General features: G+C 60.8%; 16 protein-coding genes. 10 read left to right on the top strand and 6 right to left on the bottom strand.

Annotated elements, in window-relative coordinates:
* Window positions 1–62: 62 nt before the first annotated feature.
* From QYQ93_RS06265 to QYQ93_RS06275, 3 genes are all read right to left on the bottom strand, one after another.
* Window positions 63–434, bottom strand: a complete 372-nt coding sequence (locus QYQ93_RS06265) for a hypothetical protein (protein ID WP_043048659.1) — start codon at window positions 432–434, stop codon at window positions 63–65.
* A 7-nt stretch (window positions 435–441) separates the two neighbouring features.
* A complete protein-coding gene (locus QYQ93_RS06270; protein WP_043048661.1) occupies window positions 442–870 on the bottom strand; it encodes a DNA polymerase III subunit chi in 429 nt (142 codons plus the stop codon).
* Between the two features lie 144 nt (window positions 871–1,014).
* Window positions 1,015–2,505 (bottom strand): leucyl aminopeptidase, encoded by a 1,491-nt coding sequence (locus tag QYQ93_RS06275; RefSeq protein ID WP_043048663.1) that lies wholly within the window; start codon window positions 2,503–2,505, stop codon window positions 1,015–1,017.
* A 282-nt stretch (window positions 2,506–2,787) separates the two neighbouring features.
* Here QYQ93_RS06275 and lptF point away from each other — a divergent pair, with 282 nt between their 5' ends.
* The 10 genes from lptF to tadA all read left to right on the top strand — a co-directional run bounded on the left by lptF (window position 2,788) and on the right by tadA (window position 13,411).
* The gene (gene lptF, locus QYQ93_RS06280) at window positions 2,788–3,906 is read left to right on the top strand and encodes an LPS export ABC transporter permease LptF (RefSeq protein WP_338476548.1); all 1,119 of its coding nucleotides are present in this window, start codon (window positions 2,788–2,790) and stop codon (window positions 3,904–3,906) included.
* Window positions 3,899–4,978 (top strand): LPS export ABC transporter permease LptG, encoded by a 1,080-nt coding sequence (lptG, locus tag QYQ93_RS06285; protein WP_043048665.1) that lies wholly within the window; start codon window positions 3,899–3,901, stop codon window positions 4,976–4,978. Before lptF ends, lptG begins: the two co-directional genes overlap by 8 nt.
* A gap of 258 nt (window positions 4,979–5,236) precedes the next feature.
* Entirely contained in the window at window positions 5,237–7,036 is a 1,800-nt protein-coding gene (gene lepA / locus QYQ93_RS06290) for a translation elongation factor 4 (protein ID WP_043048666.1), read from the top strand.
* Window positions 7,037–7,041: 5 nt separating this feature from the next.
* The gene (lepB, locus tag QYQ93_RS06295) at window positions 7,042–7,896 is read left to right on the top strand and encodes a signal peptidase I (RefSeq protein ID WP_043048667.1); all 855 of its coding nucleotides are present in this window, start codon (window positions 7,042–7,044) and stop codon (window positions 7,894–7,896) included.
* A 152-nt stretch (window positions 7,897–8,048) separates the two neighbouring features.
* Window positions 8,049–8,738, top strand: a complete 690-nt coding sequence (gene rnc / locus QYQ93_RS06300) for a ribonuclease III (RefSeq protein WP_043048668.1) — start codon at window positions 8,049–8,051, stop codon at window positions 8,736–8,738.
* A complete protein-coding gene (gene era / locus QYQ93_RS06305; protein ID WP_029297473.1) occupies window positions 8,731–9,633 on the top strand; it encodes a GTPase Era in 903 nt (300 codons plus the stop codon). Before rnc ends, era begins: the two co-directional genes overlap by 8 nt.
* 163 nt (window positions 9,634–9,796) lie before the next feature.
* Window positions 9,797–10,486, top strand: a complete 690-nt coding sequence (gene recO / locus QYQ93_RS06310; RefSeq protein WP_043048669.1) for a DNA repair protein RecO — start codon at window positions 9,797–9,799, stop codon at window positions 10,484–10,486.
* A gap of 51 nt (window positions 10,487–10,537) precedes the next feature.
* Entirely contained in the window at window positions 10,538–11,281 is a 744-nt protein-coding gene (gene pdxJ, locus QYQ93_RS06315) for a pyridoxine 5'-phosphate synthase (RefSeq protein WP_148853384.1), read from the top strand.
* A 250-nt stretch (window positions 11,282–11,531) separates the two neighbouring features.
* Window positions 11,532–12,914 (top strand): multicopper oxidase family protein, encoded by a 1,383-nt coding sequence (locus QYQ93_RS06320; protein ID WP_043048671.1) that lies wholly within the window; start codon window positions 11,532–11,534, stop codon window positions 12,912–12,914.
* Window positions 12,914–13,411, top strand: a complete 498-nt coding sequence (gene tadA, locus QYQ93_RS06325; RefSeq protein ID WP_217880185.1) for a tRNA adenosine(34) deaminase TadA — start codon at window positions 12,914–12,916, stop codon at window positions 13,409–13,411. The genes QYQ93_RS06320 and tadA overlap by 1 nt, the downstream gene beginning before the upstream one ends.
* A 132-nt stretch (window positions 13,412–13,543) precedes the next feature.
* On the opposite strand, the gene cmoB is transcribed toward tadA, so the two are convergent.
* The 3 genes from cmoB to QYQ93_RS06340 are packed head-to-tail and all read right to left on the bottom strand — an operon-like array spanning window position 13,544 to window position 15,933.
* Entirely contained in the window at window positions 13,544–14,500 is a 957-nt protein-coding gene (gene cmoB, locus QYQ93_RS06330) for a tRNA 5-methoxyuridine(34)/uridine 5-oxyacetic acid(34) synthase CmoB (protein ID WP_338476549.1), read from the bottom strand.
* A complete protein-coding gene (gene cmoA / locus QYQ93_RS06335; protein ID WP_043048677.1) occupies window positions 14,497–15,240 on the bottom strand; it encodes a carboxy-S-adenosyl-L-methionine synthase CmoA in 744 nt (247 codons plus the stop codon). The genes cmoB and cmoA overlap by 4 nt, the downstream gene beginning before the upstream one ends.
* 36 nt (window positions 15,241–15,276) lie before the next feature.
* Window positions 15,277–15,933 carry a lysoplasmalogenase gene (locus tag QYQ93_RS06340; RefSeq protein ID WP_043048678.1) on the bottom strand — a complete coding sequence of 219 codons (657 nt, stop codon included), beginning with the start codon at window positions 15,931–15,933 and terminating at the stop codon, window positions 15,277–15,279.
* Window position 15,934 lies beyond the last annotated feature (1 nt).

Consider the following 15,934-nt stretch of genomic DNA (forward strand, 5'->3'; position numbering starts at 1 on the left):
ATCATCGGCTGATACACCGCTATCGGGAGCAAACCCCCTCCCACAGGAAATATCAGTGTGGCTCAGGACTGGTATTGGCTGAGCAACCGTTCCATGCGCGCATCCATCCGCCGCTTGATCTCGGTTTCGATATGCGGCGCAAAATCATCGATCACGTCCTGCATGATCAATTGGGCGGCAGCGCGCAGTTCGTTGTCCAGGTGCAGCAGCAGGGCGTCGGGTGCTTTTTCAGCTGCTGGCGCGGGCTCGGCGACAGGCTCCGGCGCGGCGGGCTTGCCGCTGACCATATCGAACAACAGCGGAATCTGTACCTCGCCGTCCACCGTGTCGGTCAGCAGCGGCGGCTGCAAGTTGTCATCACCCAGCAACTGGCGGATCGACTCAAGGTCGTCCAGCAGGTGGTCGTCTTTTTTCAGCGGGTTGGGAGTGTCCATCGTGTACTCAGAGTCGTTGTAGCCGGTGATCCTGCAAAGAATAGCCCTGTTCACGGTAGAAACGGAAACTCTCCCGCGCGGCCTGACGAATAGCCGGGTCTTCCACCACCACTTCCGCCACGCGGGCAAACGCCTTGGCAAAGGCCGGTACTTTCAGGTCAAGGTTGACCAGCAGGTCCTGGTGATCGCCGCAACTGTCCCCCAAACCCAGGACAATCGGGCTTTCGGGTTCGGATTCGGCGGGGCCGTGGGGCACGAAGCTTTCGCCCTTGAAGCGCCACAGGCGGGCATCCAGTTCGTCACGTTGGGTTGCATCGCTGCAATGCAGGTAGATGCGGTGGCCCATGCGCCAGGCTTTTTCGGTGAGCTTGCAGGCAAAGTCCAGGCGCGCGAGGGGATCGGCGCTGGGCAATATATAGAAGTCGACTTGGGTCATTGCAGTTCCTGGTGCTGGCCCGCCAGTCCTGTAGGAGCGAGCGTGCTCGCGAAAAACCAGAGACACCGCGTTCATCCGGGATGGGCGCGTTATCGTTGGCGATCTTCGCGAGCAAGCTCGCTCCTACAGATGGGCCGGTGGCGCTTAGGCTTTGGCGCGGTCCAGCAGGTACTGGGTCAGCAGCGGCACTGGGCGGCCAGTGGCGCCCTTGTCCTTGCCGCCGCTGGTCCAGGCCGTGCCGGCGATGTCCAGGTGCGCCCAGTTGAAGTTCTTGGCAAAACGCGACAGGAAGCAGGCCGCCGTGATGGTGCCGGCTTTCGGGCCACCAATGTTGGCGATGTCGGCGAACGGGCTGTCCAGCTGTTCCTGATACTCATCGAACAGCGGCAGTTGCCAGGCGCGATCATCGGCGGCCTTGCCCGCGCTGAGCAGTTGCTCGATCAGTTCGTCGTTGTTGCCCAGCAGGCCCGAGGTGTGGGAGCCCAGGGCAACGATGCAGGCACCGGTCAGGGTCGCGATGTCGATCACTGCTTGTGGCTTGAAGCGTTCGGCATAGGTCAGGGCATCGCACAGCACCAGGCGGCCTTCAGCGTCGGTGTTGAGGATTTCCACGGTCTGGCCGCTCATGGTCGTGACGATATCGCCAGGGCGGGCCGCGCCGCCGCTCGGCATGTTCTCGGCGCACGCCAGGATGCACACCAGGTTGACCGGCAGCTTGAGTTCCAGCACCGCACGTAGGGTGCCGAATACGCTGGCGGCGCCGCCCATGTCGTACTTCATCTCGTCCATGCCGGCGCCCGGCTTGAGGCTGATGCCGCCGGTGTCGAAGGTAATGCCTTTACCCACCAGGGCATAAGGCTTTTCGGACTTCTTGGCGCCGTTGTATTGCATCACGATCAGGCGTGGCGGCTGATCGCTGCCCTGGCCCACGGCATAGAACGAACCCATGCCCAGTTCCTTGATCTTCTTCTCGTCGAGCACTTCGACTTTCAGGCCCTTGAACTCCTTGCCCAGCGCCTTGGCCTGTTCGCCGAGGAAAGTCGGGTGGCAGATGTTCGGCGGCAGGTTGCCCAGGTCGCGGGTGAACGACATGCCCTTGGCGATGGCCTGGGCGTGGGTCACGGCGCGCTCGACTTCAGCCTGGGCCGCCTTGATGGTCAGCAGGGTGATCTTCTTCAGCGCACGGGGTTCGGCCTTCTGGCTCTTGAACTGGTCGAAGGTATAGCCGCCGTCCACCAGGCTTTCGGCCAACAGGCGGGTCTTGCCGTAGCTGTCACGGCCCTTGACGATGATTTCGTCAAGTGCCAGTGCCGCATCGGTGCCGCCCAGGCCCTTGAGGGTGCTGAGGATGCCGCTGACGATCTTGCGGAATGGACGGTCGCCCAGTTCGGCGTCCTTGCCCACGCCCACCAGCAAAACGCGATCAGCCTTGAGGTTCGGCAGGCTCTGCAACAGCAGGCTCTGGCCGACCTTGCCGGCCAGGTCGCCGCGCTTGAGCACGGCGCTGATCGCGCCACCGCTGAGTTCGTCCAGTTGCTTGGCGGCGACGCCGAGTTTGCGGCCTTCGCCGACAGCGACCACGAGGGTGGCGGTTTTCAACGTTTCGGGGCTAACGCTTTTTACAACCAATTCCATTTTCGGGTCCCTTATAAGGTCGGTGAGCCTGGCGTTTGTACCCAGGCTTTAAAGCTTGGCGGCGTTGTAAGCCGCCCGCGACAAAGGCCGCAGTTTGAACCTCGCCAGCGGAGCCTGACAACCCTTGGCGCACGCTTTGTGCGTGCGCATGAGTAAGCTCCGTGACAGGCGCGAACAATCACAGGATAATGCCCCATCTTTTTAGCCGGCCCGCGCAAACGGGCTGACTCGGTATGCTTGCTTGTTTGGCCGCCTTAGCCTGACAACCCTGGAGTGTCTGGTTTGATCGTCTTCCGTTATCTGTCCCGCGAAGTCCTGTTGACCCTGAGTGCCGTGAGTGCGGTATTGCTGGTCATCATCATGAGTGGTCGTTTCGTCAAGTTCCTGGCCCAGGCCGCCGCTGGCGCCCTGGATCCAGGTTCACTGTTCCTGATCATGGGCTACCGGATGCCCGGCATGCTGCAGCTGATCCTGCCGCTCGGGCTGTTTCTCGGCATATTGCTGGCCTATGGCCGGCTGTACCTCGAGAGTGAAATGACCGTGCTGTCGGCCACCGGCATGAGCCAGCAGCGCCTGCTGGCCATGACCATGGTGCCGGCCGCCGGCGTTGCCCTGGTGGTCGCCTGGTTGAGCATGAGCCTGGCGCCCCAGGGGGCCATGCAATTCCAGTTGCTGCTGAACAAGCAGGATGCGATGACTGAGTTCGACACCCTCGAGCCCGGCCGCTTCCAGGCGCTCAACGATGGCACGCGGGTGACCTATACCGAAACCATGACCGATGACCGTTCCAACCTCGGCGGCGTGTTCATCTCCCAGAAGAACCTCGGCCAGAATCAGAAGGACCGTGGCATTTCGATCCTGGTGGCCGACAGCGGGCGCCAGGAAATCCGCCCCGATGGCAACCGCTACCTGATCCTGGAAAATGGCTACCGCTACGACGGCAGCCCTGGCCTGGCGGATTATCGGGCGATCAAGTACGACACCTACGGCGTCATGCTGCCCAAGGCCGAGATCAGTGACGAGGTCACCGACCGCGACGCGCTGCCCACCTCATCGCTGTTCGGCAGCCCGGAATTGCGCTCCATCGCCGAGTTGCAATGGCGCCTGTCTCTGCCGCTGCTGGTGTTTATCGTGACCCTGATGGCCGTGCCGCTGTCGCGCGTCAATCCGCGCCAGGGGCGTTTCCTCAAGTTGCTGCCGGCGATCCTGCTGTACATGGCCTACCTGACCATCCTGATTTCTGCCCGTGGTTCCCTGGAGAAGGGCAAGTTGCCGCCGGCCCTGGGCCTGTGGTGGGTACACGGGGTTTTCCTGATGATCGGCCTGGGGCTGCTCTACTGGGAACCTATCCGTTTGAAAATGAAGAGCCGTCGTGGCCTGAAGGAGTTGGCTCGTGGCTAAGCTTGATCGCTACATTGGTAGCAGCGTACTGATCGCCATCCTGGCGGTATTGGGCATCATCCTCGGCCTGGCCTTGCTGTTCGCCTTCATTGATGAAGTGGGCAACGTCACCGACACCTACACGGTCTCGGATGTACTGAGCTACGTGGCACTGACTGCGCCGCGTCGCCTCTACGACATGATGCCGATGGCCGCGCTGATTGGCTGTCTGATCGGCCTGGGCACCCTGGCCAGCAACAGCGAACTGACCATCATGCGCGCCGCTGGCGTTTCCATTGGTCGTATCGTCTGGGCGGTGATGAAGCCGATGCTGCTGCTGATGGCGTGCAGTGTGCTGATCGGCGAATACGTCGCGCCTCCGGCGGAAGCCACCGCCCAGGCCAATCGCGCCCTGGCCCAGGGGTCGGGCGATGCGCAAAGCGCCAAGCACGGCCTGTGGCACCGCCAGGGTGACGAGTTCATCCACATCAACGCCGTGCAGCCAGGCGGCCTGCTGATCGGGGTGACCCGCTACACGTTCGATAAAGAGCGGCACATGCTGTCCTCCAGCTTTGCCAAGCGCGCGCAATACAGCGCCGAGCAATGGCAGTTGAGCGATGTCACCACCACTTATTTCCGTAATGTGGGCCAGGGCACCAAGTCCAGCACCGAAGTGATCAACGTGCCGACCGAGCAATGGGATATCGCCCTGAAGCCGGAATTGCTCAATACGGTGGTCATGGTTCCGGAAGCCCTGCCGATCTCTGGTTTGTGGAGCTATATCCATTACCTCAAGGACCAGGGCCTGAACAACGGCCGCTACTGGCTGGCGTTCTGGGTCAAGGTGCTGCAGCCGGTGGTTACCGCCGCGCTGGTGTTGATGGCGATCTCCTTTATCTTCGGGCCGTTGCGCTCCGTGACCCTGGGCCAGCGGGTATTCACCGGCGTGCTGGTGGGCTTTACCTTCCGCATCGCCCAGGATTTGCTCGGGCCCTCGAGCCTGGTGTTCGGTTTCTCGCCGCTGTTTGCGGTGCTGGTGCCGACGGCCATCTGTACCCTGGCCGGGTTCTGGCTGCTGCGCCGGGCCGGTTGAAAGCCGAGCTCTCGAGATGCCACTGACTGTAGGAGCGAGCTTGCTCGCGAAAGTCTGCGAAACGCCGCGTTTATCCAGAATAAGCGCGTTATCGTTGGCGATTTTCGCGAGCAAGCTCGCTCCTACAGTCTTAAGCCCCATTAAAGTGGGGCTTTTTTGTATCGGTCACCAAAGATGACGCCTGGCCCGAGCATCAGGTACAATTCCCGGCTATTTTTCAGCGGGCAATCTGCCTGCAGCCTTTTTGAGTGTTGATCCGTGAGTGATTTGAGTCATATCCGCAATTTCTCCATCATCGCCCACATTGACCATGGCAAGTCGACGCTGGCCGATCGGTTTATCCAGATGTGCGGCGGCCTTGCCGAGCGTGAAATGGAAGCCCAGGTCCTGGACTCCATGGATCTTGAGCGCGAGCGCGGCATCACCATCAAGGCCCACAGCGTGACGCTGTACTACACCGCCAAAGACGGTATCAAGTACCAGCTGAACTTCATTGACACCCCAGGCCACGTCGACTTCACCTATGAAGTCAGCCGCTCCCTGGCAGCCTGCGAAGGTGCATTACTGGTAGTTGACGCGGGTCAGGGCGTTGAAGCCCAGTCCGTGGCCAACTGCTACACAGCCATCGAGCAGGGCCTGGAGGTCATGCCAGTACTGAACAAGATCGACCTGCCTCAGGCCGATCCTGACCGCGTCAAGGAAGAAATCGAGAAAATCATCGGTATTGACGCCACCGACGCCGTCGAGTGCAGCGCCAAGACCGGCCTGGGCGTCGACGAAGTGCTCGAGCGCCTGGTCAAGACCATTCCCGCGCCAACCGGCAACTACGAAGATCCGCTGCAAGCGTTGATCATCGATTCCTGGTTCGACAATTACCTGGGGGTTGTTTCCCTGGTACGCGTGCGTCATGGCCGGGTGAAGAAGGGCGACAAGATCCTGGTCAAGTCCACCGGCAAGATCCACCTGGTGGACAGCGTCGGTGTATTCAACCCAAAGCACACCGCCACCACTGATCTGAAAGCCGGTGAAGTAGGCTTCATCATCGCGGGTATCAAGGACATCCACGGTGCGCCGGTAGGTGACACCCTGACTTTGAGCTCTACCCCCGACGTCGCCATGCTGCCGGGCTTCAAGCGTATCCAGCCGCAGGTCTACGCCGGCCTGTTCCCGGTCAGCTCCGACGACTTCGAAGACTTCCGTGAAGCCCTGCAGAAGCTGACCCTCAACGACTCGTCGTTGCAGTACACCCCGGAAAGCTCCGATGCCCTGGGCTTCGGCTTCCGCTGCGGGTTCCTGGGCATGCTGCACATGGAAATCATCCAGGAGCGCCTCGAGCGCGAATACGACCTGGACCTGATCACCACGGCACCGACCGTTATTTTTGAGCTGGCGCTGAAAACCGGTGAAACGATTTACGTCGACAACCCGTCCAAACTCCCAGACCTGTCTTCCATCGAAGACATGCGCGAACCGATCGTGCGCGCCAATATTCTTGTGCCACAGGAACACCTGGGCAACGTGATTACCTTGTGTATCGAAAAGCGTGGCGTACAGCACGACATGCTGTTCCTCGGTACCCAGGTGCAAGTGACCTACGACTTGCCGATGAACGAAGTGGTCCTGGACTTCTTCGACCGACTCAAATCCACCAGTCGCGGCTATGCTTCGCTGGATTACCATTTCGACCGTTACCAATCGGCTAATCTGGTGAAACTGGATGTGTTGATCAACGGCGACAAGGTCGATGCCCTGGCACTGATCGTGCACAAGGACAACGCGCACTACAAAGGTCGCCAGTTGACCGAGAAGATGAAAGAACTGATTCCGCGCCAGATGTTCGACGTCGCGATCCAGGCCGCCATTGGCGGGCAGATCATTGCGCGGACTTCCGTCAAGGCTCTCAGAAAGAACGTACTGGCCAAATGCTACGGCGGTGACGTTAGCCGTAAGCGCAAGCTGCTTGAGAAGCAAAAGGCCGGTAAAAAACGCATGAAGCAAGTGGGCAACGTGGAAATTCCACAAGAAGCCTTCCTTGCGGTGCTCAGGTTGGATAGTTAGGTCCTATGTCACTAAATTTCCCGCTGTTGCTGGTCATCGCCGTTGCCGTCTGTGGTTTCCTGGCGTTGCTCGATCTGGTGTTCTTCGCCCCGCGTCGGCGGGCAGCCATCGCTTCCTATCAGGGCAGCGTCAGCCAGCCCGATGCGGTGGTGGTCGAGAAACTCAACAAAGAGCCCTTGCTGGTTGAATACGGCAAGTCGTTCTTCCCGGTGTTGTTCATCGTGCTGGTGCTGCGCTCGTTTCTTGTGGAGCCGTTCCAGATCCCTTCGGGGTCGATGAAACCGACCCTGGACGTGGGTGACTTCATCCTGGTGAACAAGTTTTCCTACGGGATTCGCCTGCCGGTGATCGACAAGAAAGTCATCCCGGTCGGTGACCCGCAGCGCGGCGATGTGATGGTGTTCCGCTACCCAAGCGACCCGAACGTCAACTACATCAAGCGTGTCGTCGGCTTGCCGGGCGACGTGGTGCGCTACACCAGCGACAAGCGCCTGTTGATCAACGGTGAACCGGTGGCCGAGAAGCTGCTGGGCGCCGAGCCCAACACCCTGGGCAGCGCCGAGCTGTACCAGGAAAAACTCGGTACGGTAGAGCATGAAATCCGCAAGGAAATGAGCCGCTACCGCGCGATGCCTGATGGCGAGTGGAAAGTGCCTGCCGGGCACTACTTCATGATGGGCGACAACCGCGACAACTCCAACGACAGCCGTTACTGGGACGATCCCAATATTCCCAAGGACCTGCTGGGCATGGTGCCCGACGAGAATATCGTCGGCAAAGCCTTCGCGGTCTGGATGAGTTGGCCGGAACCCAAGCTCAGCCACCTGCCGAACTTCTCGCGGGTCGGGCTGATCAAGTAATACAGGCGGCGCTGTGAACACAGCGCCGAATGCTTTTCTGGGGCTTGGACAATTAACCGTCCGGCCTCATGCAGCACCAATCAGGATGTGAATTTGAACATTGCGTCAATCGTCGATGGCCGCCGGTGCCACCAACTAGATATGGGTAAACCGTGACCGTTTCTCTAAGCCGTCTCGAGCGCCAGCTCGGCTATACCTTCAAGGACCAGGAATTGATGGTCCTTGCCCTCACACACCGCAGCTTTGCAGGGCGCAATAACGAGCGCCTGGAATTCCTCGGTGATGCCATCCTCAATTTCGCCGCCGGTGAGGCGCTGTTCGAGCGTTTTCCGCAAGCACGTGAAGGCCAGCTTTCGCGCCTGCGGGCTCGCCTTGTGAAAGGCGAGACCCTGGCCGTGCTGGCCCGGGGGTTCGGCCTGGGCGAGTACCTGCGGCTGGGCTCCGGTGAGTTGAAAAGCGGCGGTTTTCGTCGCGAGTCGATTCTGGCCGATGCCCTGGAAGCATTGATCGGTGCGATCTACCTTGATGCAGGCATGGAGACGGCCAAGGAGCGCGTGGTTGCCTGGCTGGCTTCGGAAATCGAAAGCCTGACACTGGTCGACACCAACAAAGATCCCAAGACCCGCCTGCAGGAATACCTGCAGTCCCGCGGTTGCGAACTGCCACGCTACGAAGTGGTGGATATCCAGGGTGAGCCTCATTGCCGCGTGTTCTTCGTGGAATGTGAAGTCACCTTATTGAACGAAAAAAGCCGAGGTCAGGGTGTGAGCCGTCGTATTGCCGAACAGGTAGCGGCCGCTGCAGCACTGATTGCCCTGGGCGTGGAGAATGGCCATGACTGATTCAACCGCAACACGCTGTGGCTATGTTGCCATCGTCGGCCGCCCGAACGTGGGCAAGTCCACGCTGCTCAACCACATCCTCGGCCAGAAGCTCGCGATCACCTCGCGTAAGCCCCAGACCACCCGCCACAACATGCTGGGCATCAAGACCGAAGGCAACGTGCAAGCGGTCTACGTCGACACCCCGGGCATGCACAAAGGCGGCGAGAAAGCCCTGAACCGCTACATGAACAAGACCGCTTCGGCGGCGTTGAAAGACGTCGACGTGGTGATCTTCGTGGTCGACCGCACCAAGTGGACCGACGAAGACCAGATGGTCCTCGAACGCGTGCAGTACGTCACCGGCCCGTTGATCGTCGCGTTGAACAAGACCGACCGTATCGAAGACAAAGCCGAGCTGATGCCGCACCTGAGCTGGCTGCAGGAACAACTGCCGAACGCCCAGATCATGCCGATCTCGGCCCAGCACGGCCACAACCTCGAAGCCCTGGAGCGTGTGATCGCCGGTTACCTGCCGGAGAACGAGCATTTCTTCCCGGAAGACCAGATCACCGACCGCAGCAGCCGCTTCCTTGCCGCCGAACTGGTGCGCGAGAAAATCATGCGCCAGATGGGCGCCGAGCTGCCGTACCAGATCACCGTGGAAATCGAAGAGTTCAAGCAGCAGGGCAAGACCCTGCATATCCATGCGCTGATCCTCGTCGAACGTGACGGCCAGAAGAAAATCATCATTGGCGACAAGGGCGAGCGCATCAAGCGCATCGGCACCGAAGCGCGCAAGGATATGGAATTGCTGTTCGACTCCAAGATCATGCTTAACCTGTGGGTGAAGGTTAAGGGCGGCTGGTCCGATGACGAGCGTGCACTGCGCTCCCTGGGCTATGGCGACCTGTAAGGTCTCGAATGCACCACAGGGCTGAAAATGTGGGAGGGGGCTTGCTCCCGATAGCGGTGGGTCAGTTAACCATTAAGTGACTGACACACTGCAATCGGGGACAAGCCCCCTCCCACATTGGGTTTGTGTCGTTTTCAAAAATGCATTCCAACAGTGAGCATCCATGTCTCAATCCCCGCCTCCCAGCCAACTCGCCTACGTGCTGCACAGCCGCGCCTATCGTGAGACCAGCGCTTTGGTGGACTTCCTCACGCCCCAGGGCCGCCTGCGTGCGGTGTTGCGCAGTGCGCGAGGCAAGGCGGGGACGTTGGCGCGGCCATTCGTGGCCCTGGATGTGGAGTTTCGTGGCAAAGGCGAGCTGAAAAACGTCGGCCGCCTGGAAAGCGTCGGCACCTCTGCCTGGCTCAACGGCGATGCACTGTTCAGTGGCCTTTACCTCAATGAACTGCTGATCCGCCTGTTGCCCGCCGAAGACCCGCACCCGGCGGTCTTCGATCACTACGCCGCCACGTTGCTGGCCCTGGCCGAAGGCCGGCCCCTGGAGCCGTTGCTGCGCGCCTTCGAATGGCGCTTGCTCGACGACCTTGGCTACGGCTTTGAGTTGAGCAATGACATGCACGGCGAGCCCATCGCCGCCGATGGCATGTACCGCCTGCAAGTGGACGCTGGCCTGGAGCGCGTGTTCCTGCTGCAACCGGGCCTGTTCCAGGGCTGCGAGCTGCTGGCCATGAGCGAAGCGGATTGGACCGCGCCGGGTGCCTTGTCCGCCGCCAAGCGTTTGATGCGCCAGGCCCTGGCCGTGCATCTGGGCGGGCGGCCGCTGGTCAGTCGCGAGTTGTTTCGAAAGCCCTGACATCCCCGTGTATGCTGTGCACCGATTCTTTCCCTTTTCAGGAGCGCTTCCGTGACCACCAGCAATCGCATTCTTCTTGGCGTCAACATCGACCACGTCGCCACCCTGCGCCAGGCCCGGGGCACCCGTTACCCTGACCCGGTCAAAGCTGCGCTGGACGCCGAAGAAGCGGGTGCTGACGGCATCACCGTGCACCTGCGCGAAGATCGTCGCCACATCCAGGAGCGCGATGTGTTGCTGCTCAAGGACGTGCTGCAAACGCGCATGAATTTCGAAATGGGCGTTACCGAAGAAATGATGGCGTTTGCCGAACGCATCCGCCCGGCGCATATCTGCCTGGTGCCGGAAACCCGCCAGGAACTGACGACCGAGGGCGGCCTTGATGTCGCAGGTCAAGAAGCACGGATCAAGGCCGCGGTGGAGCGGCTGTCGAAGATCGGCAGCGAAGTATCCTTGTTTATCGACGCCGACGAACGCCAGATCCAAGCCTCGCGCCGTGTCGGTGCCCCGGCCATCGAACTGCACACCGGCCGTTACGCCGATGCCACCACCCCGACCGAAGTGGCTGATGAGCTGCAGCGCATCATCGACGGCGTGAACTGCGGGCTCAACGAAGGCCTGATCGTCAATGCCGGTCATGGCCTGCACTATCACAACGTCGAAGCGGTGGCCGCGATCAAGGGCATCAACGAACTGAACATCGGCCATGCGCTGGTGGCGCATGCGTTGTTCGTTGGTTTCAAAGGTGCGGTTGCTGAGATGAAGGCGCTGATCCTGGCGGCTGCCAGAACCTAAGCAAACACAATATAAGCCACAATGAAGTTCACAATGTGGGAGGGGGCTTGCTCCCGATAGCAGTGTGTCAGTCAGCATGTTTTTAGCTGACCCACCGCCATCGGGAGCAAGCCCCCTCTCACATGTTGATCTTTATCGACATCCACAATTGCGCTGTGCGGCAATGCGAACCCTTACTGTTTAGCCCCCGCAGGTGTATCGTATCTGCCCTTTGCAGGCCCCGTGCCTGCGGCAAATACGTGAGGTTGTTGTGTCCCAATCGTTTTCCCGTCGACAGATCCTCGGTGGCCTTGCCGGCCTGGCAGTAGTCGGTGTGGGTGCTGGTGGCGCCTACCGCTACTGGCTGGGCAAGGTTGCCGATGCCAACGCAGGAAGCGATTACCAACTGATTGCCGCGCCCCTGGATGTGGAGCTGGTGCCGGGCCATAAGACCGAGGCTTGGGCATTCGGCCCTTCGGCGCCTGGCACCGAGCTGCGTGTGCGCCAAGGCGAATGGCTGCGGGTACGCTTCATCAACCACCTGCCGGTTGCCACCACCATTCACTGGCATGGCATCCGCCTGCCGCTGGAAATGGACGGCGTGCCCTACGTCTCGCAGTTGCCGGTATTGCCAGGCGAATACTTCGACTACCAATTCCGTGTGCCCGACGCCGGTAGCTACTGGTATCACCCCCATGTGAACAGCAGCGAAGAACTCGGCCGTGGCCTGGTCGGCCCGCTGATCATCGAAGAGCGCGAGCCCACCGGTTTCAACTACGAGCGCACCCTCAGCCTGAAAAGCTGGCATGTGGACGAAGAGGGCGCCTTCGTCGCCTTCAGCATCCCCCGTGAAGCAGCGCGTGGCGGTACGGCGGGGCGCTTGTCGACAATCAACGGGGTGTCCCAGGCGGTCGTCGATCTCCCCGCCGGGCAGATTACCCGGGTGCGCCTGCTCAACCTCGACAACACCCTGACCTATCGTCTTAACATCCCCGGCGTCGAAGCGCAGATCTACGCGCTGGATGGCAACCCCATCGAGCCGCGCCCGTTGGGCAAGGAATACTGGCTGGGCCCGGGCATGCGTATCTGCCTGGCGATTAAGGCACCGCCGGCGGGTGAAGAATTGTCGATCCGCAACGGCCCGGTGCGCCTTGGCACCTTCCGTTCGGTCGCCAATACCGACGCGCCCACCCAATGGCCTCCGGCATTACCGGCTAATCCGATTGCCGAGCCGGACCTGGCCAATGCGGAGAAACTCAACTTCAATTTCGAATGGGTCGGTTCGGTGTCGGTCAACGTCGACAACGGCAAGCCGCCAAGCCTGTGGCAGATCAACGGCCAGGCCTGGGACATCACCGACAAGACCTGCGCCGACCGCCCGATTGCCAAGCTTGAGAAGGGCAAGAGCTACATCTTCGAATTGAAGAACATGACTCAGTACCAGCACCCGATCCACTTGCACGGCATGAGCTTCAAGGTGATCGCTTCGAACCGCCACAAGGTGATTCCGTATTTCACCGACACCTACCTGCTGGGCAAGAACGAACGCGCCCGTGTGGCGTTGGTGGCGGATAACCCGGGGGTGTGGATGTTCCATTGCCATGTGATCGACCATATGGAAACCGGCCTGATGGCCGCCATCGAGGTGGTGTGATGCGCCAGATTCGCCCCGCGGCGATTATCGATCGCAGCCGCGACCAGGATTTCATGCGCGAAGCCCTTGCCCTTGCTGCCCAAGGAGCGGCGTTGGGCGAAGTGCCGGTAGGTGCGGTGCTGGTGCAGGACGGTGAAATCATCGGGCGCGGCTTCAATTGCCCGATCAGCGGCAACGACCCCAGCGCCCATGCCGAAATGGTCGCGATCCGCGCTGCCGCCCAGGCGATCAGTAACTATCGCCTGGTGGGCAGCACGCTGTATGTGACCCTGGAGCCGTGCAGCATGTGCGCCGGGTTGATCGTGCATTCGCGCATCGCAAGGGTGGTGTACGGCGCACTGGAGCCCAAGGCCGGGATCGTGCAGAGTCAGGGGCAGTTTTTTACCCAGGGCTTTCTCAACCATAAAGTGCTGTTTGAAGGCGGCGTGCTGGCCGAGGAGTGCGGCATGGTGTTGAGTGAGTTCTTCAAGGCTCGCCGGGCCAAGCCACCACTCTAAAGAACACTGAGGACAAAAATGTGGGAGGGGGCTTGCTCCCGATAGCGGTGTATCAGCCATAAATGTGGTGGCTGACACTCTGCTATCGGGAGCAAGCCCCCTCCCACATTTGGATCTTCATCTATTCAGTGATTACTTCTTGGCGATGATCACCGCCCGCATCGGCGCCGGCAGCCCCTCGATGGTCTTGCTGTGATCCTCTGGATCGAGGAAGTCACTCAGGGACTGGTACTTCATCCACTCCGTCCCACGCTGTTCCTCAACCGTGGTCACGCTCACATCTACGCACCTCACCTCACTGAATCCGGCACGGCGCAGCCACAGCATCAACGCCGGCACCGAGGGCAGGAACCACACGTTACGCATCTGTGCGTAGCGATCTTCCGGCACCAGTACCTGCTGCTGATCGCCTTCCACCACCAGGGTTTCCAGAACCAGTTCGCCGCCCTTGACCAAGGTGTCTTTCAACGCCAGCAAATGCTCGATGGGCGAGCGGCGGTGGTAGAACACGCCCATGGAAAACACCGTATCAAAGCCTTCCAGGTTCGCCGGCAAATCTTCGAACGGGAATGGCAGGTGCCAGGCCCGGGGCTCGGACAGGTAACGCTGCACCGCCTGGAACTGGCAGAAGAACAACCAGTTCGGGTCTACGCCAATCACGCTGTCGGCCCCGGCGCCGAGCATGCGCCACATGTAGTACCCGTTGCCGCAACCGACATCGAGGATGCGCTTGCCGTTCAGGTCCAGGTGCGGCGCGACCCGCGACCACTTCCAGTCCGAACGCCATTCGGTATCAACATGCACGCCGAACAGGTGGAATGGGCCTTTGCGCCAGGGGCTCAGGCCCATCAGGGCGGTGTGCATTTGCGCACGGGTGGCGTCGTCGCAGTCGGTATCCAGCACCAGGCCATGGAGCAGGTCGACTTCGCTGGGCTGGATCTGCGGCAGCGCATCCAGCGCGCTCTGCCATCGTTCCAGATCGCCGTGGCCCTTTTCCATCTTGCTATCGAGCTGCGCTTGCAGACCTTGGGCCCACACGGCCAAGGGAGTGCCGACCAGGTGGCGGGCGAGGGGGGACAAATCAATCATGGCAAGGCAATCAACGAGGCAAAGTTAAGACACTGGAACCACGGCACGACTTTCGAGAACCCCGCCGCCAGCAGGCGTTCGCGGTGTTCTTCGAGGCTGTCGGGCTTCATGACGTTTTCGATGGCGCTGCGCTTCTGGGCGATTTCCAGTTCGCTGTAGCCGTTGGCGCGTTTGAACGCGATATGCAGGTCGGTCAGCAGTGCGTGTTCTTCGACATCGTTGAAGCGCAGCTTTTCCGAAAGAATCAACGCCCCGCCCGGCAGCAACGATTGGCGGATACGCCCTAGCAACGCCAGGCGTTCGTCAGGGACGACAAATTGCAGGGTGAAGTTCAGCGCCACCACCGAGGCGGGCTGGAACTGCAGGGCGAGAATATCGCCCTCGATCACCTCGACCGGCAGCAGCTCCTGGAACATCGAGTCCTGGCCATTGAGGTATTCCCGGCAGCGCTCGACCATCGCCGCCGAGTTATCCACAGCGATGACCCGGCAGCCATCGGTGCGTACATGGCGACGCAGGGCCTGAGTGACGGCACCCAGGGATGAACCCAGGTCATACAACACACTGTTGGGTTGGGCAAATTGCGCGGCCAGCACGCCGAGGTTCTCGACGATGGTCGGGTAACCCGGCACCGAGCGCTTGATCATGTCCGGGAACACCCGCACCACATCCTCGTTAAAGGCGAAGTCCGGCACCTGGGGCAGGGGCTGGGCGAATAGGCGATCGGGTTCTTTGCTCACGGCTGTTCCGGCGACGATGGGGGAAAGGCCGGCATTTTAGCCAAGTTGGTCTTCGGATGCGCGGGTTGTCTGATGGAAAGCAGAGGCGGTGATGCCCCATTGCCCGAGCCAATAGGTGGTGATCAGCAGATAGGGGGCCGCATCGAACGCCAGTACAAACCGATTGATACCGATCAACGTGTCGGAAAACACAAACGACACTGCACCCGCCGCCGCCAGCAGTGCCGAGCGTTTCGGCACAGCGCTGCCCAAGCGCGCCAATGCACGCCAGAGCATGGCGCTGATCACCAGCGCGTAAACCACTACCGGTACCAACAGGTCGCCCAGGCCATGGGCAATCAGAACACTCAACAGGATCGTCCCGACGCCGAGGGCCAGCATCAGCGCCAGCACCGCCAGGCGCCGGCAATCACTGAGATAGGCTTTGAGATAGGCCAGGTGCGCGCACAGGAATGCGCCCAGGCCGAAGATGAACAGGTCCCCCGGCCAGGCGAGCAGTACATCGCCCACCAGGGAAAAAATCAGCCCCAGGCTGATCCAGCGCCGATAGTCAGTGGGCGGTGCGTCATGCAGCCAACCCAGCAACGCCAGTACCGGCAGCGGCTTGACCAGCAGGCACAGCAGCGTCGCATGGGTCGCCAGGCCGTAGATGAAGGTGCCGGCGCCCATCAAGGCAAGGATCAGCCATGGCATA

This window comes from Pseudomonas khavaziana (genome assembly GCF_036704165.1).
In the GTDB taxonomy this organism is placed as follows: domain Bacteria; phylum Pseudomonadota; class Gammaproteobacteria; order Pseudomonadales; family Pseudomonadaceae; genus Aquipseudomonas; species Aquipseudomonas khavaziana.